General features: G+C 69.4%; 19 protein-coding genes and 5 tRNA genes. 11 read left to right on the forward strand and 13 right to left on the reverse strand.

Features of this window, described 5'->3' with window-relative positions:
* The first annotated feature begins 37 nt into the window (after nt 1-37).
* The gene (locus IEY88_RS10785; protein WP_189154451.1) at nt 38-649 is read left to right on the forward strand and encodes a pentapeptide repeat-containing protein; all 612 of its coding nucleotides are present in this window, start codon (nt 38-40) and stop codon (nt 647-649) included.
* On the opposite strand, the gene IEY88_RS10790 is transcribed toward IEY88_RS10785, so the two are convergent.
* On the reverse strand, nt 635-3,337 hold the full coding sequence (locus IEY88_RS10790; RefSeq protein WP_444543324.1) for a glycohydrolase toxin TNT-related protein: 2,703 nt from the start codon (nt 3,335-3,337) through the stop codon (nt 635-637). The two genes, IEY88_RS10785 and IEY88_RS10790, sit on opposite strands and share 15 nt — an antisense overlap.
* A gap of 207 nt (nt 3,338-3,544) precedes the next feature.
* Here IEY88_RS10790 and IEY88_RS10795 point away from each other — a divergent pair, with 207 nt between their 5' ends.
* Genes IEY88_RS10795 through IEY88_RS10805 form a run of 3 tightly spaced genes read left to right on the forward strand, consistent with a single transcriptional unit; the run spans nt 3,545 to nt 5,617 of the window.
* Nucleotides 3,545-4,465 (forward strand): DMT family transporter, encoded by a 921-nt coding sequence (locus tag IEY88_RS10795; RefSeq protein ID WP_189154453.1) that lies wholly within the window; start codon nt 3,545-3,547, stop codon nt 4,463-4,465.
* Nucleotides 4,462-5,310 (forward strand): bifunctional methylenetetrahydrofolate dehydrogenase/methenyltetrahydrofolate cyclohydrolase, encoded by an 849-nt coding sequence (locus IEY88_RS10800; RefSeq protein WP_189154454.1) that lies wholly within the window; start codon nt 4,462-4,464, stop codon nt 5,308-5,310. Before IEY88_RS10795 ends, IEY88_RS10800 begins: the two co-directional genes overlap by 4 nt.
* Before the next feature lie 13 nt (nt 5,311-5,323).
* The gene (locus IEY88_RS10805) at nt 5,324-5,617 is read left to right on the forward strand and encodes a DUF3017 domain-containing protein (RefSeq protein ID WP_189154575.1); all 294 of its coding nucleotides are present in this window, start codon (nt 5,324-5,326) and stop codon (nt 5,615-5,617) included.
* On the opposite strand, the gene IEY88_RS10810 is transcribed toward IEY88_RS10805, so the two are convergent.
* A complete protein-coding gene (locus tag IEY88_RS10810) occupies nt 5,607-6,176 on the reverse strand; it encodes a TetR/AcrR family transcriptional regulator (protein ID WP_189154455.1) in 570 nt (189 codons plus the stop codon). The genes IEY88_RS10805 and IEY88_RS10810 overlap by 11 nt on opposite strands.
* A gap of 192 nt (nt 6,177-6,368) precedes the next feature.
* Here IEY88_RS10810 and IEY88_RS10815 point away from each other — a divergent pair, with 192 nt between their 5' ends.
* The 6 genes from IEY88_RS10815 (at nt 6,369) to IEY88_RS10840 (ending at nt 7,737) form a co-directional block, all read left to right on the forward strand.
* On the forward strand, nt 6,369-6,941 hold the full coding sequence (locus IEY88_RS10815) for a dihydrofolate reductase family protein (protein WP_308425970.1): 573 nt from the start codon (nt 6,369-6,371) through the stop codon (nt 6,939-6,941).
* A gap of 265 nt (nt 6,942-7,206) precedes the next feature.
* Nucleotides 7,207-7,278, forward strand: a tRNA-Arg gene (locus IEY88_RS10820).
* 103 nt (nt 7,279-7,381) lie between these two features.
* A tRNA-Phe gene (locus IEY88_RS10825) sits at nt 7,382-7,453 on the forward strand.
* 11 nt (nt 7,454-7,464) lie between these two features.
* Nucleotides 7,465-7,549 (forward strand) — tRNA-Ser (locus IEY88_RS10830).
* Between the two features lie 10 nt (nt 7,550-7,559).
* Nucleotides 7,560-7,648, forward strand: a tRNA-Ser gene (locus IEY88_RS10835).
* A 17-nt stretch (nt 7,649-7,665) separates the two neighbouring features.
* Nucleotides 7,666-7,737 (forward strand) — tRNA-Asn (locus IEY88_RS10840).
* Between the two features lie 40 nt (nt 7,738-7,777).
* Here the strand turns inward: IEY88_RS10840 and IEY88_RS10845 are convergent.
* The 9 genes from IEY88_RS10845 to imuA' all read right to left on the reverse strand — a co-directional run bounded on the left by IEY88_RS10845 (nt 7,778) and on the right by imuA' (nt 20,829).
* On the reverse strand, nt 7,778-9,118 hold the full coding sequence (locus IEY88_RS10845; RefSeq protein WP_189154456.1) for a DUF4407 domain-containing protein: 1,341 nt from the start codon (nt 9,116-9,118) through the stop codon (nt 7,778-7,780).
* Nucleotides 9,108-10,409, reverse strand: coding sequence for a hypothetical protein (locus tag IEY88_RS10850; protein WP_189154457.1), 1,302 nt, complete (start codon nt 10,407-10,409; stop codon nt 9,108-9,110). Before IEY88_RS10850 ends, IEY88_RS10845 begins: the two co-directional genes overlap by 11 nt.
* A 65-nt stretch (nt 10,410-10,474) precedes the next feature.
* The gene (locus IEY88_RS10855) at nt 10,475-12,487 is read right to left on the reverse strand and encodes a hypothetical protein (protein ID WP_189154458.1); all 2,013 of its coding nucleotides are present in this window, start codon (nt 12,485-12,487) and stop codon (nt 10,475-10,477) included.
* On the reverse strand, nt 12,471-13,202 hold the full coding sequence (locus tag IEY88_RS10860) for a hypothetical protein (protein WP_189154459.1): 732 nt from the start codon (nt 13,200-13,202) through the stop codon (nt 12,471-12,473). Before IEY88_RS10860 ends, IEY88_RS10855 begins: the two co-directional genes overlap by 17 nt.
* Before the next feature lie 32 nt (nt 13,203-13,234).
* Nucleotides 13,235-13,945 carry a Crp/Fnr family transcriptional regulator gene (locus IEY88_RS10865; protein ID WP_189154460.1) on the reverse strand — a complete coding sequence of 237 codons (711 nt, stop codon included), beginning with the start codon at nt 13,943-13,945 and terminating at the stop codon, nt 13,235-13,237.
* Nucleotides 13,946-14,055: 110 nt separating this feature from the next.
* Nucleotides 14,056-14,766, reverse strand: coding sequence for a Crp/Fnr family transcriptional regulator (locus IEY88_RS10870; RefSeq protein WP_268241223.1), 711 nt, complete (start codon nt 14,764-14,766; stop codon nt 14,056-14,058).
* A 445-nt stretch (nt 14,767-15,211) separates the two neighbouring features.
* Nucleotides 15,212-18,499 (reverse strand): error-prone DNA polymerase, encoded by a 3,288-nt coding sequence (locus IEY88_RS10875; RefSeq protein ID WP_189154462.1) that lies wholly within the window; start codon nt 18,497-18,499, stop codon nt 15,212-15,214.
* 60 nt (nt 18,500-18,559) lie between these two features.
* Nucleotides 18,560-20,062, reverse strand: coding sequence for a DNA polymerase Y family protein (locus tag IEY88_RS10880; RefSeq protein ID WP_229693246.1), 1,503 nt, complete (start codon nt 20,060-20,062; stop codon nt 18,560-18,562).
* Nucleotides 20,059-20,829, reverse strand: coding sequence for a DnaE2-dependent mutagenesis accessory factor ImuA' (gene imuA' / locus IEY88_RS10885; protein WP_229693247.1), 771 nt, complete (start codon nt 20,827-20,829; stop codon nt 20,059-20,061). Before imuA' ends, IEY88_RS10880 begins: the two co-directional genes overlap by 4 nt.
* A 225-nt stretch (nt 20,830-21,054) precedes the next feature.
* Between imuA' and IEY88_RS10890 the strand changes: the two genes are divergently transcribed.
* Nucleotides 21,055-21,627: an NUDIX hydrolase gene (locus IEY88_RS10890; RefSeq protein ID WP_189154463.1), complete on the forward strand. Its 573-nt coding sequence runs from the start codon at nt 21,055-21,057 to the stop codon at nt 21,625-21,627.
* A 51-nt stretch (nt 21,628-21,678) separates the two neighbouring features.
* Here IEY88_RS10890 and purH read toward each other — a convergent pair whose 3' ends face one another.
* Together purH and purN are read right to left on the reverse strand one after the other, a co-directional pair.
* Nucleotides 21,679-23,250 carry a bifunctional phosphoribosylaminoimidazolecarboxamide formyltransferase/IMP cyclohydrolase gene (gene purH / locus IEY88_RS10895; protein WP_189154464.1) on the reverse strand — a complete coding sequence of 524 codons (1,572 nt, stop codon included), beginning with the start codon at nt 23,248-23,250 and terminating at the stop codon, nt 21,679-21,681.
* Nucleotides 23,247-23,864 carry a phosphoribosylglycinamide formyltransferase gene (gene purN / locus IEY88_RS10900; RefSeq protein WP_268241225.1) on the reverse strand — a complete coding sequence of 206 codons (618 nt, stop codon included), beginning with the start codon at nt 23,862-23,864 and terminating at the stop codon, nt 23,247-23,249. Before purN ends, purH begins: the two co-directional genes overlap by 4 nt.
* Between the last annotated feature and the right edge of the window lie 27 nt (nt 23,865-23,891).

The raw sequence follows: 23,891 nt of genomic DNA on the forward strand, positions 1-23,891 counted from the left end.
CACGTTACCAACACGTGGCCGATGGCAGAGTGTGAGAGTGGACAACCCCTCTGGAGAGATCGCGCCCGAGATCGGTGCCGACTACGCCGACGCCAACCTGCCGGGTCAGCACTGGGAGAAGCGGTCTTTCACCGACTGCGACTTCACCGAGGCCGATCTCCGCGAACTCGAGACGACGGGTTGCACGTTCACCCGCTGCGACTTCACCCGGACGGACCTCGGTGAGTCGAAGCACCGGGCGACGGCGTTCCGGCAGTGCACCTTCGACCGCACGGTCCTGACCCGGTCGAGCTTCGACTCGTGCAGCCTGATGGGCTCGAACTTCGTCGACTGCGTGCTGCGGCCCGTCACCTTCACCGAGGTGGACTTCACCCTGGCGTCGTTCGTGAAGGCACCGCTGCACGACCTGAAGCTCGCCGGTCAGCGGTTCCGCGAGACGAACCTCAGCGAGGCCGACCTGCGCAACACCGACCTGAGCGGGGCGGACCTGATGGGCGCGCGGCTGCTCGACGCGAAGCTCGGAGGCGCGGACCTGCGCGGGGCGAAGGTGGACGCGAACGGGCTCCGGCAAGCCAAGCTCGCCGGAGCCCTGATCGACGTCGAGCAGGCGATCGCCTTCGCGGCCGCCTACGGACTAGTTGTCAGCTGATCCCGTGATCTCCACCAGGACGCCGTCGGCCACCATCTCGTCGACGGACTTCGGCAGCAGGTAGGCGGTGCCGCCGCCCGGCTGCTCGAACCACGGCACGGCCACGCCGGTCAGCACCTCGAGCGGGCGGCGCAACCGGTACACGCGGTACGGGCGGTTGATCCACGACGGCACGAGGCTGCGTTCCGGGAACGGCGTCCCCGCCACGTAGACGAGGTTGCCGGTCTGGTCGCCGTAGCGGTCGACCTCCGTGCCCGCCGGCAGCTCGAACATCTGCTTGTGGCGGAACAACGTCAGCGGCGGCTCGCCCGCGAGCGGCGAGATCGGGAACTTCCTCTTCGACGGTTCCTCCTGCGCCACGGCGGCGGCGACCGGCGAGGGGGCCGGGGCCTGCTGCGGTGCGGGTGGCGGAACCGGCTGCACCTGGGTCGGTGCGGCTGCCGGTGACGGCATCGGCGGGGCCTGCTGCACCTGCGTCGGCGCCTGCTGTGGCTGCGGCTGCGGTTGCTGCGGAGGCATCGGCGGACGCTGCGGCGGCGGCACGGGACGGCGTGGCTCCTCGCGGAAGCCGTTCGTCATCGGGCGCTGCGGCGGCTGGGGTGCCCTCGGCGGGACCGTGCGGAAGTTGCCCAGCACCAGCCTGCCGATGAGGTACGCCGACGCGTCCTCGACCTTGTCGAACCGCACCGGGTTCTTCGGGCCGTGGTCGAACCAGCTGACCTCCCAGCTGTCGCCGTCGAGGCGCAGCGTCCAGGTGCGGTCGGCGGGTTCGCCGCCGATCCGGAACACGCCGTGCGGCACGTTGAGGTCGTCCAGCGCGCGGCGGGTGCCCGCCAGCTCGCGGTCCTCCTCCGGCGTGACCTGCCTCGGCGGCCTGACCGGCTCCGGCTCCGGCTCCGGCTCGGGCTCGGGTTCCGGCTCCGGTTCGGGCTCGTTGAACAGCGCCGCGTCGAACTGGGTCGTCTCCTCGGACCGCGTCGGCGCGGGAGCCGCGAGAACGGGCAGGGGCTCGGGTTCCGGCTCCTGCTCCGGTTCGAAGTGCGAGTCGAGCTGCGCCTCGAACGACGTCGTGGACTCGATCTCCTCCTCGGGGGCGAGATCGGGCTCGTCCCCGGTCACCTCGACGACCGGGTGCTCCTCGGTGACCTCGGCCGGGCTCTCCAGCGGTTCGTCGAGGACCGGGCTCCACGCCATCGTGTCCTGCATGGCGTCGCGCGGACGTTCCTCGGTCTCGGCGTCGAGGTGGTCGGTGAGCTCGGCGTCGTGGTGGTGCGTGAGGAGCTCGGGCTCGTCCGGGCCTGCGGTGGGGATCTCGGGTTCCTCGGGAACGTGCACGTCCTCGTGTTCGTCCTCGGCGGCCGTTTCGTTCGAGTTCTCGGCGACGAACTCCTCGACCGGCTCGGGAAGGACCTCGCGGACGGGTTGGCGGACGATCTCCGGTGCGCTCTCCCGGACCGGCGCGGGCGGCCGGACGGGCTCCGGCGGCCGGACCGGTTCCGGCGCCTCGGGCTCCGCGAGATCGCTCGGGTGCGGGGCGAAGAGGTCCATGCCCGCGCCGTACGTGTCGCGCAGGGTCCGGTCGTCGACCGTGCCGGGCACGCCGTCGGAGTCGAAGACCACCCGGTACGGAGGACCGTCGCCGCCCAGCGGGGGCACGGCCACCGCGAGCGTCTCGCCCAGGTCGTCGCGGGCCGGCAGCGGTTCCGGCGCGAACTGCGGCTGCTCGGCCGTGACCTCGGCCGCGCGCGGCTCGGGGTACATCGGCTCGAAGTCGTACTCCTCCTGCTCGTCCTCGGCCTCGAACTTCGTGGCCTCGAACTTGGGCGCGGCGTCGAACTGGGGTGCCGGGTCGAACTTCGGGGCGGCGACGAACTGCGTCGCGTCCGCGGCGGGTCCGGGCTCCGGCTCCGGTTCGGGCTCGACCGGCACCGGCACGACGGTGCCGGGAGGCGCGGCGGGAGCACCCAGGTTCGCCGCGGCGGCGAGCCTCGACTCCTCGCTCACCTCCGGCAGGCCGAACCCGGCGGCACGCGCCCGTTCGACCAGCTCCGGCTCGGGCGGGACGCCGTACTTGCGCAGGTAGTACGAGACCCCGGCGGGCCAGATCCACACACCGTCCGTCTGGAACCCGGACGGCACGACCGGGGGCGCGTCCGGGTGCAGCACGTCGTTGTCGAAGCCACGTCCGGCCACGGCGACCGGTGCGTTCGACAGGTACGTGAGCAGCGGCGCGACCTCGGGCTCCGGCACCGGCGGGCGGTTGACCGACGGACGACCGTTCGGTCCGGCGCCGTCGAAGACGCGGACCGTGCGGAACACCGGCGTCGGCGGGTTCAGCCTGCGGCGCAGCCAGTCGGGGACGTTCTCCTCGATGCGCGGGAAGAACCGCATCTCGTCGACGTAGGCCTGCTGCGGCGGCGGGGTCTGCCAGCTCGGCTCCGCGCGGTCGAAGTCGAGGTTGTAGCTGGAGGGGTGATCGAGCTGGTACTTGGCGTTGGTCCAGCTGCCACGGCCCTCGCGGTGCATGCCGGCCCGCAGCCGCGCGAACAGCGAGGCCACCTCCTGGGGCACGGCCCACGCGCGCTTGGATCCGTCCTGCAGCCGGAGCTCGGCCTCCAGTTCGAAGTACCGGCCGGTGGCGCGGTACTGCGCGATCACACTGCGCCAGTCCTCTGGTGCGGCCCGCATCAGAGTCAGGCCGATCTGCTTAACCAGAGCGTCCTGCTCGGTAGGGTTCAACGGCTTCGGCTCGGACACGCCAACATCTTCCCCCGCAACTCGCCGGATCGCACACGTCCCCCGCCACTGCGCCGAACGGTGGAGACCCGACCATAACGCGGTGGACGTGCAAGGTTAAAGCTGATCAAGAACACTTCTGGTCCGTCTGGAGGCGATGTGGCGCGGTCCGCGCAGGTGACCGGCGGTCTGCTGGCGGCAGCGGGCGGAGTGGCCATCGCGGTCCAGGCGCGCGTCAACGGATCGCTCGCCCAGGAGCTCGGCAACGGCCTGCTCGCGGCGTTGATCTCCTTCGCCGGCGGGTGGTTCGTGCTGCTCGCGGTGGTCCTGACGCGACAGTCCGGACGGGACGGCCTGCTGCGGCTGCGGGACGCGCTGAGGCACCGCCGCATCCGCTGGTGGGAGTGCGGCGGCGGCATCAGCGGCGCGGTGCTCGTGGGCTCGCAAGGGCTCGCGGTCGCGACCATCGGTGTGGCGGTCTTCACGGTCGCGGTCGTGATCGGACAGGTCGTGAGCAGCATGGTCATGGACAACCTCGGGGTCGGTCCCGGTGAGTCGAAGCCGATCACGAAGACACGTGTCGCCGGAGCGGCCGTCGGCGTTATCGCCGTCGCGATCGCGGTGTCGGACCGGTTCACGTCGCCGGGCGGGTTGTGGCTCGCGGTGCTGCCGCTGGTCGCGGGCCTGCTGATGGGCTGGCAGCAGGCGGTGAACGGGCTGGTGCGCGAGGCCGCGGCCAACTCGGTGGCGACGATCCTGGTGAACTTCAGCGTGGGCACGGCGGCGTTGCTGCTGGTCAACGCCGTGACGTGGAGCGGAGTGCCCGGCGCGTTCCCGTCCGGCTGGTGGCTGTACCTCGGCGGGCTGCTGGGCATCGTCGGCGTGGGTGGCGCGATCACGTCGGTGCGGTTCATCGGCGTGCTGATGGTCGGGCTGTGCGGTGTTTCCGGGCAGCTCATCGGGGCTGTGATGCTCGACGTGGTGAGTGGGCACCTGGCCTTGCCGACGGCGATCGGCGTGGCGCTGACGCTGGTGTCGGTGGGCGTCGCCGCGCTGCCCAGTGGGAGGATGAAGGTGTGACTGCGACGCTGCTCAACGGCAACGAAACCCGGAACGCGCTGTTCGAGGACCTGAAAGCGCGGGTCGCCGCGCTGCCCGGTTCCGTGGGCCTGGCCACCGTGCTGGTCGGCGACGACCCCGGCTCGCACTCGTACGTCAAGGGCAAGCACAGGGCGTGCGAGAAGGTCGGCATCTCCTCGATCCGGCGCGACCTGCCCGAGTCGACCACGCAGGAGGAGCTCGAGGCCGTCATCGACGAGCTGAACGCGAACCCCGAGGTCACCGCGTACATCGTCCAGCTGCCGCTGCCGAAGCACCTGAACGCGAACGCGATCCTGGAGCGCATCGACCCGGCCAAGGACGGCGACGGCCTGCACCCGGTCAACCTCGGCAAGCTGGTGCTCGGCGAGGAGGCCCCGCTGCCCGCCACACCGCGCGGCATCGTGGAGCTGCTGCGCCGCTACGAGGTGCCGATCGCGGGCGCGAACGTCGCCGTCGTCGGCCGTGGCGTCACCGTCGGCCGCCCGATCGGCCTGCTGCTGACGCGTCGTTCCGAGAACGCCACCGTGACGCTGTGCCACACCGGCACCAAGGACCTGGCGGCGGAGGTGCGCCGCGCGGACATCGTGATCGCCGGAGCCGGCAGCCCCGGTCTGATCACCGCGGACATGGTCAAGCCCGGCGCAGCCGTCGTCGACGTCGGCATCACCCGCACCGAGGCCGGCCTCGTCGGCGACGTTGCCCCCGAGGTCCGCGAGGTCGCCGGCTGGCTCGCCCCGATCCCCGGTGGCTCCGGACCGATGACCGTCGCGATGCTGCTGACCAACACCGTCGAAGCCGCCGAGCGCGCCCATGCAGCGGTCTGACGCCGAGGCGCTCATGCCGGAACAGCGCTGGCGCTCGGGCCCCGCGAAGCACCTGCCGTTCGCGCTGGTGCTGGGCATCGGCGCGCTCGGGCTGGTGCGGACCTTCCAGTACCACTGGCGGCAGGGCGCCGTGCTGCTCGGCGTGGCACTGCTGGTCGCGGCCGTGCTGCGGATCCTCGTGACCGACGAGCAGGCCGGTCTGATCAAGATCCGCGGCCGCGGCATGGACGCGTTCCTGTACTCGACGCTGGGCATCGTGGTGATCGCCGTCGCACTGACGATCACCGGCGGTCCACTCAGCCGATAGCGCGGTTCACCATGACCTCGACGAGCTCGTCGAGGTCCATGGACGCGACCACGTCCGGCAGCGTCAGCCGTTCGTAGATCAGCCCCGTCATCGCGAAGTAGAGCGAGACGACGGTCATCCGGTCGCCGGGCAGCTTCGAGTCCTCGTTGAACGCGACGTTGGCCTCGATGTTGCCGGCGATCGTCCTCGTGAGCGCCTGGCGGATCTCCGGCCTCCTCGTGGCCTCCAGCCGCAGCTCCATCATCGCGAGGTAGCAGGCCTTGTCGGCGTCCGCCCGCTTGATGATGTCGTGCATGAACTTGACCGTGAGCCGCCGGTCGCGCGGGAGCGACAACGACTCCGCCACCGACTCGTCCGACGGCATGAGCCGGTCGTGCACGCGCGTCATGACCTCCGACATCAGCTCGTCGCGGTTCGCGAAGTAGTTCGACGCCGTGCCCGCCGGTGTCGCGGCTTTCGCGTCGATCGCGCGGTAGGTCAGCCCCCGTGCGCCCTCTTGCGCCAGGACGTCGATCGCCGCGTCCAGCAGAGCAGTTCGCCGTGCTTCGTTCCGGACCACGATGCCTCCTTGACAACCACTACAGGCATAGTACTACAGTTGTCGTGGTTAGACGCGAGTTCGCGTCGGTCGTCCGGTTTCCTCTTCGGGTCAACCGCCGCAGGCGATTCGGGCCGGAGCGGAGGCCGGACGACCGACTTCCCGGCGAGCTCGCCGCCGCCTGCGGAGCAGCGGCAATCAGACACTGAGGGGATGATCGTTTTGCGAAAGCTCGTCTACTACGTGGCAGTGACTCTCGACGGCTTCATCGCCGCCGAGGACGGCACCTTCGACGGCTTCATCTTCGAAGGCGACCACATGGCCGGCATCAACGCGCACTACCCGGAGACCCTGCCGACGCAGCTCCGCGAGCCGTTCGGCCTGACGGACGCACCGAACCAGCACTTCGACACGGTTCTGATGGGCCGCCACACCTACCAGGTGCCCGGCGGCCTGGCCTCGCCGTACGCGCACCTGCGCCAGTTCGTCGTGTCGACCCAGGTGACCGACACCCCGTCCGACGTCGAGGTGATCCGCTCCGACGTGGCCGGGCGGGTGCGCGCGCTGAAGGCGGAGGACGGCCTCGACATCTGGCTGTGCGGCGGCGGCAAGCTGGCCGCCGAACTGCTGCCCGAGATCGACAAGATGCTGCTGAAGATCCACCCCGTGGTGTTCGGGCGCGGCATCCCGTTGTTCGACGGGAAAGCCGACATCAGGAAGTTCCAGCGCACCGATGCGCAGCTGTTCGAGAGCGGAGTTTCGTTCATGACTTACGAACGCAGTTGAGAAATTGATTGACGGCGAGCAGTGTTCGCCGTAATACTTGTGCCACACACCAAGCCGAAGGGGATCGCGATGAGCAGCCAGGAGATGCGGGGCGAGAGCTTTAGCAGCTTCGTCGCGTGCGTGCGCTCATCACGACGTCCCAGCTCCTCGCGACCGTTTTCGCAGGTGAGCTCCTTGTAGTGGCACGAGCACCAAGGCCACTCAGGGAGCCGCCCATCGGGAAACCGATGGGCGGCTCTCTTTCTTTGTCGTGCATTTAATTCTTGCCCTTGTAGCTCAATGGAGAGAGTGCGGCGCTACGAACGCCGAGATTCAGGTTCGACTCCTGGCAGGGGTACTTCCGGGTGCGAGGGAGACGGCAACCCACCTCATTTGGGATGAGGACACACCGCGTTCGACTCGCGGGCATCCGACGGAAAGGCGCCCTTCGGGGCGCGCAAGGCTCTTTAGCTCAACTGGCAGAGCACCGGGGTGAAGATCCGGTGGTCGGGGTTCGACTCCCCGGGGAGCCGCGCAGGACGAGGGAGGGCTGGCCGAGTGGTAAGGCACCGGATTGCTAATCCGTGGTCCAGCGATGTCTGGCGCGCGTTCGATCCGCGCGCCCTCCGTGTCCTGAAAGGAGGATTGGCCGAGCCCGGTAAGGCAGCTGTCTCGAAAACAGTGGTCAGCGCGCGAGCGCTGCGCAGGTTCGAATCCTGCATCCTCCGCTCCATCCGAGTTCGTGTCCTCTGAAGTGCTGATGGCAGCACGCCCGACTGTTACGCGGGAGGACCAGGTTCGAATCCTGGCAGGGGAACCGAGGCCGGTGCCGCTCTGGCGACACCGGCCGTTCCGGCTCAGCCGGGGTCGCCGCGCAGACGCGCGGCCAGGCGTTCGATCTCCTCGTCCAGCTCGCTTTCACGCTGGGCACGGGCTTGGCGATCGGCGACGTCGAGGCGTTCCATCCGCCCTTGCCGTTCCCGCTCGATCCGCTCCAGCTTCACGTCCATGATCGCGGAGTCCCGCCGCTCGAACAGGTTGACGTGGCCGCCGTGCAACCGCTTGTCCGCCTCGATCTGGCGGGCGATCAGCCTGTCGTACGTCGTCGAGCCGTTCATCCACTTGGCCAGCACCGGCAGGCAGTCGAAGAGCACCAGCAACAACCGCAGAGCCCAGTGCCCGAGGGTCACCGGCAGGCTCTCCTCGGAGAGCTCGCCCAGGGCCTCGAACTCCTCGAGGATGCCGGTCTTCATGCGGTTCGCCTTGCGCTCCTCGACCTTCTTCTCGATCGCCTCGGTGACCTCGGAGCTGTAAGACGCCTCGGCGGACTGCAGCTTGGCCTTGAGGCCGACGATCTGGGTGTCGAGACCCCCGAGGTCGACCTGCCGCTGGTCGAGCCGCGTGTCCTTGCGGTACTGGTCAGCACTGTTGCGGTTGCGCGTGCACTCCGGGCCCTCTCCCGGGACACCCGTCGTCAGCGCGCCCGCGACGCCCTTGCACTCGGCCTGCGCGATGGTCTCGAGTTCGTTCCACCTCCGCAGGTACTCGTCGACCTCCTTCTTGAGCTCGTCGCGCTTCACGACGAGACCGTCGTACTCACCGCGCAGGGCGCCCAGGGAGCTCGTCAGGTTCAGGTGGAAGTCGGCGCACTCGGGGGTGTCCACCACCGCGCCGTTCGACGGGTTGCACGCTTTCCAAGCGCCGGCGTAGCGCGCGATCTCGTCGGCGCGGCTGTCCTCGACCTGCTTCTCGATCGCCGGGTGGAAGACCCAGACCACCAGGGGTTCGGCGATGGTGAGCCCGAGCAGCACCGAGATCACCAGCCGGGGCACGAAGACGATGAACCGCGTGCCGGTCGCGCCGTGCATGCTGGCGATCAGCCAGCTGTCCAGGTTGATGATCATGAGCGCCCAGAACATCGCCACCGGTGCCACGGCGAGCACTCGCCACCACGCGTCGCCACCCAGCAGCTGGCTCAGCACCACCAGGATGGACAACCCGCTGAGCGCACCCGTGGTCAGCACGATCACGCCCATCTTGGTGTAGCGCGGGCGTTCCTCCGGCGCCCAGTCGAGCACGTCCTCCTTGATCCCGATGACAGAACGGAGTCTGCGGCCGAACCCCAGGTCGGGGAACGCGGGCCGGTACGGGCTGACCGGGATCTCGGTGAGGTCCTTCGGCAGGGCGTCAGTCGGCATGTTCTTCCCTCAGCTCGTCGGCCACGCTCCGCTCGTCCTCGATCTCCTTCGGCTTGTCGTCCGCGACGACCTCCGGCTCGATCGCGGGAGGGGTCATGTCGAGCACGTCCGCCAGGATCTTCTCGACCGGGAGGTTCTGGGTGTCCAGGAACCCGCGTGCGGCAAGGGTCTGCACGAGCTGGACGTTCGCGTCGAACCGGCGTCGCTCGTCCTCGCGGTCGGCGGTGTCGCGACGCAACCGCTCGGCGCGCGCCGCGTCCCGGTCGTACCGGTCCGACTCCAGCTGGAGCCGCTGGTAGTCCTGATCCCGTTCCAGCTTCAGCAGCTCGTACTCGCGGTCACGAGCCTCCCGGCCGTCCGCCAGCGCGCTCTCCCGGTCAGCTTCGACCCGCAGTTCGCTGACGAGCTCGCGCTGGTCCAGCTTTCCGGTCGCCACCGCGTACAGCAGCGCATTGCGGGTGTCCCCGTTGACGAGCGCCAGATCGCGTTCGAACTGGTCGCGCTCGAACTCCCGGCGCGCGGCCGCCTGCCTCAGTTCGTGCTGGTCGTCCGCCGTCTCGATCAGGTGCACATGACTGCGGTCGACGGTCTCGAGGTCGTGCCGGTGGCGTTGGTCACCCACCTGCACGGTCCGCTCGTGGCCGCGCTGATCGAGCTCGACGTCGTTGCGGTACCGCCTGCGGACCTCGTCCAGCGTCTGATCGTCGCGTTCGGACTCGTAGACGAGCCGGTGGGCCTGGGCCTGTTGCTTCAACGCCAGCGCGTGCTCGCGTTCCTTGTCCCGCACGGTCTTCTCGAACTCGACCAGCTCCTGCGGCGTCAGCACCTCGACGCCGGCGAGCCTGATCATCATGCCCGGCACGCTGATCGGCCGGACCTCGAAGTACGCGCGGACCTGCGCCGAGACATCCCGGATGACCTCGTTGATGTCCGAGTACTTCCGCGCCAGCCCGAGCTCGAACAGGCGCTGATGGCTGGTCAGGTAGCTGTGCAGCACAGTGGCGGCGTTGACGCCGTCCCGCACCACGACAACGGGGTCGATCACCGTGCAGGTGAACGTGACGTGCACGGTGAAGGCGCTCGCCTCGCCGCTCTGGATGCTGACGGCGACCAGCACCGGGGCATCGCGGCTCATGTCCACGAGGCTGACGTGGGACGCCCGGACGACCTGTTCGTCACGCGGGCCGAGTCTGCCGAAGTCCGGCAGGTACTCACCGTCGACGCGGAACACGAGCGTCTCGTGCGCCGCGGCCTTCGGCAGTTCGTCCGGCTCGCGGAACTTCCTGCCCATCCCGAGTGGCCCTCGCTTCGGAGAGGGAGCCAGCGGCCGGTGCGTCACGATGGGATAAGGACGAGTCATGATGTCGGCCCCTCGGTCTTCCTTCTGTTCTGCAACGTCTCGAGCAACACGTCGATCAGCGCGTCCTGATCGCTGCGCTTGTTCCGGTGGCGCACGACGTCCAGGGACTCGCGCAACGGCACCAACTCCTCGACCGGCACGGCATCGGCCAACGCCTCGCCGAGACTCCTCGCCTCGTCCGGTCTGAGGAGGTCGAGGGATCTGAGCAACGCGCGCACCGCGTCACGGCGATGCGGCCGGCTGAGCAACACCGCGGCCCAGACACGAGCGACCAGGTCGAGCCGGTCCGGCCGGTTTCGGATGAAGTGGTGGATCGCCAGCTGGTACCGCGGTCCGCCGCGGACGGTGAGCACCGCCAGGATCGCCCTGGTCACCAGCTCACGCTTGTGCAGCGGAGGTGGTCTGACCTCGAAGTCGTCGAGCACGCGGACGAGCAGGCCCAGCACGATCGCACCGTGGCGAGGTTCGTGGACGAGCGTCGCGAACAGCATCGCGAACGCCTGCACGTACGCCTCCACGTCGGAGTCCGGGCTCCGTTCCAGCAGCTTCCAGGACATGCGCACCGCTTCGTAAGGAAACCTCGCCGCCAGCTCTCCGCTGAGCGCGATCGCGGCGGTGAGCCGCTGCGATCGCGAACTGAAGATCGTCCAGCCCCGGACGATGCGCAAAGCCACCGGCGCCGTGTCCTCGTCGAAGCACATCAGCCACAGCACGATCGCCGCCGTGTCACGGCCTTCCTCGCCCAGCTCACCGCGCGACCACGGGTCGAGGTAGGACTCCTCGACCTCTACCGCATCCGTCTTGGCCAGCAACGCCAGGCCGCTGGCGACCTCGAAGTCGGCCCCGCCCTCGACGATGTCGTGGATCCAGACCTTGACCGCGTCCCAGAACGGGGTCGGCATCCTCTTGTTGAGCTCGGCGAGCACGCAGACCCGGCAACCGGAGTCCTTGAACGTCAGGACCCGGATCGCGGTCTGCTCGCGAATCAGTTTCTCGGTCTTCATCAAGCTGTCTTTCCCGAGCCGCCGCGCACGGGACTGGTCGAGCACGGGTTCGGTGCCACCCTCGACAGGTTCCTGCTCCGGCAACGGAAGCAGCACCTCCAGCTGGGCCTCCAGCGCCGCCAGACGCGACTCGAACTCGCGCTCGGTCACCCCGGTCCCGAACGCCAGCGTGGCGATCTCCAAGATCTCCTTGCGGGTACGGGTCTGCTCGAACCACTCGCGTGCACTCTGCGCAGCCGCGATGTCCAGGTGCCGCAACGCTTCCTGCACCGGCTCGCCCGACCTGACCCGTGCCGTCACATCAGCCAGGTCGTCCATGGGGCAGTCGTCGGGAAGGACCGTCATGAGTTCGTTCACGACGTCCGCGTCGTTGTCGAGGTGCGCACGAAGGACCGTCTCGACGCTCACGCGCTCCCAGAAGACGTTCTTCACCGCACCCGAGACATCGGCCACGGAAGCGGTGCGAGTGATCACGAGAAACGCACCCGCCTCTCGCACGGCCTCTCGGACAGCGGTCCAGGCGAAGTCCGTGTCCGCTTCCTTCGCGGTGTCGACCTGGTCGATCACGATGTAGCCGTGACGAGGTTCGTACGTCCGCGTGGCGAGCTCTTGGGGTGTGATGACGGGCGAGAGCGCGACCAGGGGTCCGTCGGTGCGAGCACGGAGCATCGACAACGCGGCCGCCCGCTTGCCGGAGCCCCGCAGGCCGCTGATGGCCACGACGTGGTCCTTCGACAGCGCCGACTCCGCGTTCGCCTGGCACAGAGGTGCCACGTAATGCTCGAGCTCCCGGCGGACTTCCTGCGGATCGAGCTTGCCCATGTCGGGGCCGAGGCGCCTGCTCCGCCCACCGGACTCCATCGAACCGAACGTGCCGTTCGGCGCGTGCACGATGTCGTTGAACACGTTCAGCGCGCCGACTTTTACGGTGCCCGCAGGCCGTTCGTTCTCCTCGGGCGGTCCGTCGTCGACCGGATCTCCCTCGTTCTCAGCCGCGGCGGTCACGCACCACTCCGAACACTCCGTGAGGTGCGTACACCCGCTCCTCGAATTTGTTGAACACCTCGGCGTGAATCGCCGGACCGTCCGAAGTGGACTTGCCGGTCGGCGCGGGCGCGGAGGGCAGGGGTTGCGCCGCGACGGCCGGCAGACGCACCCAGCCACGTTCCGAGAAGGTCTTGACCTTCACCTCGGCCGCCTGGAACTCACCGGCGTCGAGACCGCGTTCGCCGTGCACGACCACTTCACGGTAGAAGCGGTCGGAGATGATCACGCCGAGCCGCGCCTCCGGCGATCCCGACATGGCTTCGCGCAACGCGGGCGCGTCTCGCAACCGCGCCGCTCGCACCACCGCGTCTCCCTGGACGTGCGGTGGGTTCAGGACGACCTCGCCGAAGTCGACCGCCATCCGCAGCCTGAGCTGGTACTGCTCGCCGGCGACACGGTTCACGTCTGCCAGCGCGATGGCGATCTCGCGCAGGACGAAGTCAGCGAGGATCCAGGACCGGGACACCTCGGCGCTGATCACCATCGTCGCGCTGTCCCCGTCCACCCGCCTGAAGGCGGAGACCAGCGGTTGTCCCGCTGCCTTGGCCGCGGAGAAAGCCAGGTCGAGCACGGTGTTGTGGGCGGAGTCGAGATGGGACTGACGACGTCTTTCACCGGACGAGCCGACCACGTCCGAGCTGATCACCGTCTGGGAAAGGGCAAGCGAGGTCACGGGACTCCTCAGGTGCTGCGGTGGTGTGGTGGTCACCCTGAGACGCACTCCGGCGAGCCACCACATCCTGTGATGGTTTTCGAGCAGATCGCGCGATTCAGGCAAATGGCACAAGGGACTTGCACGCGGCCGTACCGGGTGGTGACGAGGTTCCGGTCGCACAGACGCCGCAACGACCGGTGCGTGGCCACGAGCGACGCCGTGGCGAGGTGAGCGAGTTCGCACTGGCGCAGCGGAACCTCGACCTGCGTCCGCGAGGAGTCCTCGACGAAGACCACGATCATGTCCGCCAACGCCTGCAGCACACGGATGTCGACGCACTCCGACGTCATGGCCGCGGCGTGGTTCTCCGCAGCGCGGAGACGGAGCGAGACCTGCCTGGTGACTTCACGCGCGGCCTTGGGGTGGTCGTCGAGGTATTCGAGGAATCGGCTGCGGGCGATCTTCACGCCCGACACCCGTCCCTGTGCGAGCACAGACGCCGACCGCACTCCGTCGTCCACACATGCGATCTCGCCCAGCAACTCGCCAGGGCCGCGCACGGCGAGCAACCGCGTACCGCCGGAGTGGTCGTTGCTCATGACCTTGACGACGCCCGAGCGGACGACGATGACGCAGTCACCCTCCTCTCCCTGCCGCATGAGGTGGTCACCCGGCTGATATTCGACCGCTCGCCCTCTTCCGAGCAGTTCGGTCAGCTCCCGCGCGGACAAACGGGTGGCGAAGTTTCCTCCGTCACGCATGACTCCCCTTTCCGCACGCGCTCAGCGCATGCGAAATTCCAAGCGGATAAGAAACCCACGATCTGTGCACGCAAAAGCCTGCCCAATAGCAGGAGCTCACGCGATGTCGTTCAGCACGGTTCTTCTGCGTCAAATGGCACACTCGACGCCATCGCGCTCAACGCTCCCGGCGCAATGACCACCAATTTGCGCCGTCGAGTGATCACGACGCCACGCTCGCGAAGTGTCCGCAACCCTCGTGCGACAGCCTCACGGGATGCGCCGATCGCCCCGGCCACCTCCTGCTGAGACAGTTGCACGGAGATCTCCACGCCATCCGGCGCCGCGACACCGTGCTGACCCGCGAGCCTCAGCAGGAACGCGGCAAGGCGCTCCGTGGCGCTGTGCGCCGCCTGCTCCAGCCGCCTGTTGTCGGCCCTTCTCAGACGGTCCGCGACGTGCACGACCAGCGCGATCGCGAGGGCGGGCCGCTCGTGCAGCGCCCCGACGAACCGTTCCGCCGCGAGCAGGACGGCCTTGGTCTCGCCGAGCGTCCACACGTTCGCGGAACGTGCTCTGCCGTCCAGAACGGCGACTTCACCGAGCACGTCGCCACTGCCCCGAATCGCGAGGACGGCCTCATATCCCGTCGAGGACGTCATTGTGATCTTGACCCAGCCGTCGACGACCAGAAGCACGTGGCCGGCAGGGTCCCCGTGCCGGAACAACGCCTCGTTCGCCCCGTAAGTACGCGCGGAACCCAAGTCCGTGAGCCATTCCCAATCGCCCTGACCTATACGGCCTCGGAACGATCCCGGCGTCGGCTCACTGGCGCCCTGCACTCATCCCCCCGGATGTCGGTCGAAGCAACGCGAGACACCTTGCTTCATTCCGATGGCAGATTTCTAGCTACTGCGGCGTACGGCGTTCATTCGTCGCCGAACGGTTACGAACTTCAGCTCCACTTCAGGAACGAAGTCCAGCACCAACCAGATCCGGCCGGTACTCCGAACATCCCATGATCATCTGATCGGCAACGGGTCACATGGCACAGAGTCGCTGGGTCACGTGACGCGGTGGGATCCGCACCCGCGCACCATGCTGGGACGAGCGCCGCTCCGCATGAAGAGCGGTCGCTCATCCCCTTCCCGAGGAGCGTGCCCGTGGTCGTTCTGTGCAAGGTTTCCAAGGTGATCCAGGTAGTCCTGCTCTCGCTCGTCATCGGCTTGGTGATGGGTTTCTTCCTCTCCCGGACAGCGGAGACCGAGCCGCGCCCACACGCCCCGCTCAGCGGAAGTCCCGTGACTTCGACGGGATCCGCAGGTCCAGGTGCTGCAACCGGTCCGCCAGCAGGCTGATCACGCCCTCGGCGGACTCGACCGTGCCCCGCACGAGCATCGCGCCGCTGCCCCGCGCCACCCGCCGGTACCGCGCCCACAACCCCGGCGAGCACACGACGTTCACCATCCCCGTCTCGTCCTCGATGTTGAGGAACGTGACCCCGCCCGCCGTCGCCGGCCGTTGCCGGTGGGTCACCGCGCCGCCGATCAGCACGCGGGTGCCCGGTTCGACGGACGCCAGCGCGTCCACCGGCAGTGCGCCCATCGAGTCCAAGGTGGATCGGACGAACTGGGTCGGGAAGCTGTCCGGGGACAGGCCCGTGGCCCAGACGTCCGCGACCGCCAGCTCGACGTCGTCCATGCCGGGCAACGCGGGCGCGTCGACGCCGACCACGGTGCCGGGCAGGCGGTCGGACCGGATCGCCGCCACCGCGCCGGCGGCCCAGAGCGCCTCGCGGCGTTCCAGGCCGAAGCAGGAGAAGGCGCCCGCGGTGGCGAGGGCCTCGACCTGGGCCGCGGTGAGCTGCACGCGGGTGCCGAAGTCCTCCATGTCGCGGAACGGCTGGGCGGCAACGATCCGGTCAGCGTCCGCCTCGCCGATGCCGCGGACGGCCGACAGGCCGATGCGGACGGCCTGCGCGCCCTCGAACGGTTCCAGCCCTGCCCAGGGCAGCGACCGGTTCACGCACGGGCCGTGCACCGTCACGCCGTGGCGGCGGGCGTCGATCACCAGCGACTGCGGTGAGTAGAAGCCCATCGGCTGGGCCCTGAGCAGGGCCGCGCAGAACGCCGCCGGGTGGTAGAGCTTGAACCACGCGCTCACGAACACCAGGTGCGCGAACGACAGGGCGTGCGACTCCGGGAAGCCGAAGTTGGCGAACGCCAGCAGCTTCGCGTAGATGCGGCCGGCGAGGTCCTCGGTGATGCCCCGTTCCGCGCAGCCCTCGTAGAAGCGGTCGCGCAGGCGTTCCATGCGGGCGGTCGACCGCTTGGCGCCCATCGCGCGGCGCAGTTCGTCGGCCTCGGCGGCGGTGAAGCCGCCCACGTCGACCGCGATCTGCATGAGCTGTTCCTGGAACAACGGCACGCCGTACGTCTTCTTCAGCGAGTTCTCCAGCAACGGGTGGTCGTAGTCCCACTCCTCCTGCTTGTTGCGGCGCCGGATGTACGGGTGCACCGAGCCGCCCTGGATCGGGCCCGGCCTGATCAGCGCGACCTCGACGACCAGGTCGTAGAACTCGCGCGGTTTCAGGCGCGGCAACGTCGCCATCTGCGCGCGGCTCTCCACCTGGAAGACCCCGACCGAGTCGGCTTTCTGCAGCATCTCGTAGACGCGCTGGTCCCCCAGGTCGATGCGGCCCATGTCGACGTCGACGCCCTCGTGGTCGCGGACGAGGTCGATGGCGTAGTGCAGCGCGGAGAGCATGCCGAGGCCGAGCAGGTCGAACTTCACCAGGCCGATGGACGCGCAGTCGTCCTTGTCCCACTGCAGGACCGTGCGCTTGTCCATGCGCGCCTTCTCGACCGGGCACACCTCGCTGACGGCGCGGTCGCAGATCACCATGCCGCCGGAGTGGATGCCGAGGTGGCGCGGGAAGTTCTCCAGCTGCGCGGACAGCTCCAGCACGTCACGCGGGATGTCGCAGTCGTCGGTGGTGGTGCCGAGCGGGCCCCACCTGTCTATCTGCTTGCTCCACGCGTCCTGCTGGCCCGGCGAGTGCCCGAGCGCCCTGGCCATGTCGCGCACCGCGGAACGGGCGCGGTAGGTGATCACGTTCGCGACCTGCGCCGCGTGCCTCCGGCCGTACTTCGCGTAGACGTGCTGGATGACCTCCTCGCGCCGGTCGGACTCGATGTCGACGTCGATGTCGGGAGGGCCGTCGCGGGCGGGGGCGAGGAACCGTTCGAAGAGCAGGTCGAACCGGACCGCGTCGACGTTGGTGATGCCGAGCGCGAAGCACACCGCGGAGTTCGCGGCACTTCCCCTGCCCTGGCAGAGGATGTCGTTGCGCTTGCAGAAGTCCACGATGTCGTGCACGACGAGGAAGTAGCCGGGGAAGCCGAGCTGTTCGATGATCTTCAGTTCGTGCTCGATCTGCCGGAACGCCTTCTCGTCACCGTCGGGGTACCTGCGTCGCGCGCCGATGTAGGTGAGTTCGCGCAGCCAGGTGATCTCGGTGTGGCCGCGCGGCACGTCGAACGGCGGCAGCTTCGGCGCGACCAGCCGCAGGTCGAACGCCAGCTGCATGCCGAGCAACGCGGCGTTGTGCACGGCGCCGGGGAAACGCCGGAACCGGTGGAACATCTCCTCGCCGCTGCGCAGGAACGCGGCGGGTGACGGCGGCAGCCACCCGGCCATGTCGTCGAGGCTGCTCCGTGCGCGCACGGCGGCCATCGCGGCGGCGAGCCTGCCACGGCTCGGGGTCGCGTAGTGCGCCGCATTCGTTGCCACGACAGGGAGTTGCAGCTTCTGCGCCATCGCGTTGAGGATGTCGTTGCGCCTGCTGTCCTCCGGCAGGCCGTGGTCGGTCAGCTCGACGTGGACACGTCCCTTGCCGAACAGGTCGGTGAGCCTGACGATCTCCTCGTAGGCCGCCTCCGGGCCCTCCCTGACGAGCGCCCGGCGGACGGTTCCCTTGCGGCAGCCCGTGAGCACGACGACGTCGCCCTTGGTGTCGGCGACGATCCGGTCGATGTCGTAGACGGGTTTGCCCTTCTCGGCACCCTCCTCCAGATGTCCGGTGGTCAGCGTGCGGCACAGCGCGTGATAGCCGTCCTGCTGGCGTGCCAGGAGAAGCAGGTGGTCACCCTCGGGATCCGGTTCGCCGTTCGCGGGCCTGCTCAGCCCGATGCTCAGCTCGGCGCCGAACACCGTGTGCATGCCCAGTTCCTTGGCCGCCTCCGCGAACCGCACGACGCCGTACATGCCGTCGTGGTCGGTGATCGCGATGGCGTCGAGCTTGAGCCGTTGCGCCTCCTCGACCAGTTCCTCGGGGTGGCTCGCGCCGTCGAGCCAGCTGAAGTTGGAGTGGCAGTGCAGCTCCGCGTACGGGACGCGCTTGCGGGTGGCCGCCATCTCGTCCGCGCGCAGCCGGAAACCCGGCGGGGCGGCGTACCGGTCACGACGCCTGCTCCACGCCGGGCTGTCGCCGCCGTCGGGTTTCTGCTCGGACGGCTTGCCGGACAGGGCCCGCTCCAGGTCCCGCCAGCGCACCGGCGGGTTATTCCAGCCCATCGATCTCCTTGCGTGGCAACGGAATCAGAGTCTCCAGCAGATCCCAGTAGTCGTCCTGCATCAGTCGTACACCCCTTCCAGAAACCACCTCTGGTCCCTGCGGATCAGCAGGAACGCCTGGTCGTTCGTCTGCACCTGGATGCGCGCGGCCCGGTGCGGATCCGGCGCCCACCACCGTTCGTCGACCGGCCACGGCCCGGCCCAGGCGGTGACTTCGCGCGTTTTCCCTTTGACGGTCAGCTCTTTCGGCCTCGCGGTGAGTTCGAGCCTGCCGGTCACGCCGACCTCGCCGCCCGCCTCGTCCGTCAGCTCCGCGGGGTCGTCGGCGAGCGTCGCGGGCGCCCTGGTGAGCCGGCCTGGCCACGGGTGGTCCGGGTTCCGCGACGGGACCCGCTCGTCACCCCACGGCACGAGCCTGACCTGCTCCTTCGGCCCCCTGCCGCCGTCGATGACCCCCGTGAGCACGCCGTCCGGGCCGAGCAACCCCTGCACGTGCAGCAACGCCCGCACCGCGCGTTCGTCGTCGTGGCCCCACAACCCGAGCTGGAGCGCGGTGCCGTCGACGACCTCGACCGGTTCGAGGGTGAGCGTGCGGATGCCGGACGTGAGGCGTTCGCGGGTGAGCCAGCCGTCGAGCTGCCAGCGCACCCGGTCCGCGATTCCCCGCGGTGTCAACGGTTCCGCGGCCCGCCAGACCCGGTGCAGCTCCTCACCGTTCTCGGTGCGCGCGTGGATGCCGAGCCGGGTGCACGCGAGGCTGCGGGCCGTGAGGTTCTCGTGCAGCCGTTCCGAGAGGATCTTCGCGGCGAACGCGGCCGAGTCGATCCGCTCGACCGGTTCGTCGAAGGTCTCGGTGACCGCCAGCTCCGGCGCGGGCCTGCGCTTGTCGAGCGGACGCTCCGGCAAGCCGCGCGCCAGCCGGTGCTGCCGCGTCGCCGGCCCGCCGAACCGGGACGCCACCGCGTTCTCCGGCACGTCCGCGAACGCGCCGAGCGTCTTCAGCCCGAGTCTCCTGAGCAGGTCGACCAGCTCGGGCGCGTCGAGTTCGTGCACTCCCAGCGGCCGGAGGAACTCCGCGGTCCGGTCCGGCGGCACGATCACGTTGCGGTGCGCGGCTTTCGTGGCCGCGAACAGGCTGCCGGCCACCCCCACCTGGGCTTCGGTCCCGGTGCGGGTGGCGATGTGGTCGACGATCCGTTCGGCCGCCCGCTCCGCGGACTGGAAGTAGCCGACCGGCCCCTGCGCCGGCACCGCGACCAGCCCTGGCTGCACGACCTCGATGCCGGGCGCGAGCTCCTCGACGGCCTCCGCCACCGGCTCGAAGAACCGGGCGTCGCGCTGCGGGTCGTGCTCGAAGGTGATCAGCTCGGGGCACATCGCCTCGGCCGCGCGCCTGCGCATCGCCCGGCGGATGCCCTCACCCCGCGCCACGGCCGAGGTGGACACGACCTCGTTGCCGTCGACCACCGCCACCGGTACGTGCGGGGCGGTGCCGGTGGCGGTGCAGGCGGCGATGACGGGCCAGTCGGGGCACCAGACCGCGAGCAGCCGGGTGTCCTTCACGTGGCGGAACCCTTGTGCGCGAGCTTGACCAGGCGTTCGATTGCTTCCGCCCGCCTGGTGGCCAGTTCGTCGGACCGCTCCGGACCGGCATCAGCCGGCTCGTCGGAACGGGCCGGTCCACCGGCCACCAGCGGGAGCTCGATCTCTTCCTCGCCGAACGTCAGCAGCACCTGCTTGGCGCGCCCGGCCGAACCGCGGCCGCCGCTGCGCACGCTGATCTGCTGACGCCGCAACGTTTCCGCGCCGTCGTCCAGGGCGTTCCAGCCCACGGACTCCGCCGTCAGCTCCACGTCGGCCGAGGGCCACGAGCCGAAGGCGATGAGCACGGCTTTGCGCTGGCGGGCACGCGCCGTCAGGCGACGCGCGAGGGAAGGGGGAAGTGGGCAGGCAACGGCGACCAGGTCGACGCCGTCCAGCAGGGCCGCGATCACCGGGCCGGGATCGGAACCGGGGCGCGGCACGAGCGCCAGCCGTTGCACGGCGACACCCAACTCGGCAGCGGCCAGCACCCCGAGCTGCGGCAGGCCGACCACGGCGGCCCAACAGCCGTCCGCGGTCGCCCCTGCCAGCAGGGCGAGCAGCAACGATGTCGATCCGCCCACCGACACCGTGCTGCCACGCCGCAAGCCGCCCCACGGGAGCAGGCCCGCCAGTTCCCCGCGAACCGGCAGGACCCGCCCCGTGGCGTGGTCGGTGGTGGTGCTGGTCAGCTCGCTGGCCGGGTTCACCCCGAGCGCGGCCAACGACGCCGTTGCCGACCTGGACACTCCACCCACCTCCCTTCACGGACCGTGCGCACCCCTGTGCACGGCCGCCGAGGGAAGTTCGGCGACTTGCTTATTCGAACTCTTGTTCGAACGAACGGGGTGATCGTAGCGCGTGGACACACCCCTGTGTCAACGCCGGATCGTCACCCTTTTGGTGGACACGGCCACACGGGTGCGGGAGGTCCTCTAACGTGGCCCGATCACCGTGGGGGAACTGGGGAAACCATGAATCGGCCACTGCTGGTCGGCGGCATCGCGGCGGGCTTGCTCGTGTTCGGCGGTGTCGTCGCCGCGCTCACGGTCAGCCACGTCCACGACACGAATGGCGGCAGTGGCGAGCAGCCCGCGGTGTGCGGCAACGTCTCCGCGGCCGCTCTCGCCCGAGCCCGCACGCCGACTCCGAACACGAGCGGCTCGTACGAGACGAAGCTGCTGAACGGCGTCCGCACGAACTGCTCCTGGATCCGGACCGAGGGTCCGGGCCTGCGCAACACCGACGTCAGCGTCCTCCCCGGTCGAGAGGCCGACTTCGACGAGTTCGTCAGAGGGCATCTGAGCAACGCCCCGGACCTGCCGCGGCAGCGGCCGCTCGAAGGACTGGGCGACGAAGCCGCGGTCCTGCAGGCGGAGCGGGGGTCGTCGGGCGAGCACTTCACCGAGATCTCGGTCGTCGTGCGCAAGGACAACAGGCTCGTCGTGGTCCGCCACATCGCCCGGGAGCCCGGCGGCAAACCCGACGTCGCGGAGCTCGAAGCCGCCGCGAAGGGCATCGCGGAGGAGTTCGTCGGCAAGCTCTAGCAAAAAGGGCCGCTCCCCCGACGGAAGCGGCCCCTTTCCTTGCAACGAGCGTCAGTGGGCGAAGTGACGCGTACCCGTCAGGTACAGCGTGATGCCCGCCTGCTCGGCCTTGGCGATGACCTCGGGGTCGCGCACCGAACCGCCGGGCTGCACGACCGCGCGCACGCCGGCCTCCAGCAGCACCTCCAGGCCGTCCGGGAACGGGAAGAACGCGTCGGAGGCACCGACCGCGCCCTTGGCCCGCTCACCGGCGCGCTTCACCGCGAGGACCGACGAGTCGACCCGGTTGACCTGGCCCATGCCGACGCCGACGGTCGCGCCGTCGTTCGCCAGCAGGATCGCGTTCGACTTCACCGCGCGGATGGCGCGCCACGCGAACTCGAGGTCCGCCAGCGTCTTCTCGTCCGCGGGCTCGCCGCACGCCAGCGTCCAGTTCTTCGGCGAGTCGCCGTCGGCGTCGATGGCGTCGCGCTGCTGCAGCAGCAGGCCGCCGGACACCGGACGCAGCTCGGCGCCACCGCGGGCGGGCGGCTCGGCGACGAGGAGACGCACGTTCTTCTTGCGCTGCAACACCTCGACCGCACCGTCCTCGTAGGACGGAGCGATGACGACCTCGGTGAAGATCTCCGAGACGAACTCGGCCATCTCCACGGTGACCTCGCGGTTCGACGCGATGACGCCGCCGAACGCGCTGAGCGGGTCGCACTCGTGCGCCTTGCGGTGCGCGTCCGCGACGCTGATCTCGGACACCGCGATGCCGCACGGGTTGGCGTGCTTGATGATCGCGACGCAGGGCAGCTCGTGGTCCCACGCGGCACGCCACGCGGCGTCACCGTCGAGGTAGTTGTTGTACGACATCTCCTTGCCGTGCAACTGCTTCGCCGACGCCAGGCCGGTGCGGCCGTCGCCCTGCGTGTAGATCGCGGCGTTCTGGTGCGGGTTCTCGCCGTAGCGCAGCACGTTCGACCGGTTCCAGGTCGCGCCGACCCAGCCGGGGAAGCCGCTGCCCTCGTCGTCCGGCGCCAGCACGTTGCCCATCCACGAGGCCACGGCCACGTCGTAGGAAGCGGTGTGGCGGAACGCGTCCGCGGCCAGGCGCTGGCGGTCGGTCATGGTGAAGCCGCCCTCGCGGACGTTCTCCAGCACCCAGTCGTAGCGGGCCGGGTCGACGACGACGGCGACGTTGGCGTGGTTCTTCGCCGACGCGCGGACCATCGCGGGGCCGCCGATGTCGATCTGCTCGACGCAGTCGTCGGGGGAGGCGCCCGACGCGACGGTCTGCGTGAACGGGTACAGGTTCACGACCAGCAGGTCGAACGGCGCGATGTCCATCTCGCGCAGCTGCTGGACGTGCGAGTCCTTGCGCAGGTCGGCCAGCAGACCGGCGTGCACGCGCGGGTGCAGCGTCTTCACGCGGCCGTCGAGGCACTCGGGGAACCCGGTGACCTGCTCGACCTTCGTCACGGGAACGCCCGCGTCGGCCAGCACCTTGGCGGTGCCGCCGGTGGACACGATCTCGACTCCGGCCGCGTGCAGGCCGGTGGCCAGTTCCAGCAGGCCGGCCTTGTCGGAGACCCCGATCAGGGCCCGGCGGACCGGTCGCCTCTCGGCAGGAGTGCTCACGGAATGCTCACCTTTCGTCCGTTCACGGTGCAGCCCTCGCGGGCGAGCCGGCCGACTGTCTCGACGAGCAGCCGGCGTTCGACGACCTTGATGCGTTCGTGCAGGGTGTCCTCGGTGTCGCCGGGTTCGACGACCACGGCCTCCTGCGCGAGGATCGGCCCCGTGTCGACGCCCGCGTCGACCAGGTGCACCGTCGATCCGGTGACGTGCACGCCGTAGGCCAGGGCGTCGCGCACGGCGTGCGCGCCGGCGAAGGACGGCAGCAGCGCGGGGTGGGTGTTGATCATCCGGCCGCCGAAGCGGGCGAGGAACCGCTCACCGATGATCTTCATGAAGCCGGCGGACACGACCAGGTCGGGCTCGTACGACGCGACCGCCTCGGTCAGCGCCTCGTCCCAGGCCGCGCGGTCGGCGTGGTCGCGCAGCTTGACGGCGAAATGGGGGACCCCCGCGCGTTCGGCGCGCTTGAGGCCCTCGATGTTCTCGCGGTCCGCGCCGACCGCGACGACCTCGATCGGGAGGTCGGCGTCCAGCAGGGCCTGCATGAGGGTTCCGGAACCGGAGACGAGTACGACGACGCGCGCCGGTGTGGGAAGCCGAAGTTCGGTGCTCAGCGTCTACTCCTGGTCGTTGCAGCAGCT

The sequence above is a fragment of the Lentzea pudingi genome (assembly GCF_014646255.1).
In the GTDB taxonomy this organism is placed as follows: Bacteria; Actinomycetota; Actinomycetes; order Mycobacteriales; family Pseudonocardiaceae; genus Lentzea; species Lentzea pudingi.

Bases quoted from the DNA above. Each gene is read 5' to 3' on its own strand.
- IEY88_RS10790 (WP_444543324.1), bottom strand. From the start codon at position 3,337: ATGCGGGCCGCACCAGAGGACTGGCGCAGTGTGATCGCGCAGTACCGC.
- IEY88_RS10805 (WP_189154575.1), top strand. From the start codon at position 5,324: ATGCCGGAACAGCGCTGGCGCTCGGGCCCCGCGAAGCACCTGCCGTTC.
- IEY88_RS10815 (WP_308425970.1), top strand. From the start codon at position 6,369: ATGATCGTTTTGCGAAAGCTCGTCTACTACGTGGCAGTGACTCTCGAC.
- IEY88_RS10845 (WP_189154456.1), bottom strand. From the start codon at position 9,118: ATGCCGACTGACGCCCTGCCGAAGGACCTCACCGAGATCCCGGTCAGC.
- IEY88_RS10850 (WP_189154457.1), bottom strand. From the start codon at position 10,409: ATGGGCAGGAAGTTCCGCGAGCCGGACGAACTGCCGAAGGCCGCGGCG.
- IEY88_RS10865 (WP_189154460.1), bottom strand. From the start codon at position 13,945: ATGCGTGACGGAGGAAACTTCGCCACCCGTTTGTCCGCGCGGGAGCTG.
- IEY88_RS10875 (WP_189154462.1), bottom strand. From the start codon at position 18,499: ATGGGCTGGAATAACCCGCCGGTGCGCTGGCGGGACCTGGAGCGGGCC.
- IEY88_RS10890 (WP_189154463.1), top strand. From the start codon at position 21,055: ATGAATCGGCCACTGCTGGTCGGCGGCATCGCGGCGGGCTTGCTCGTG.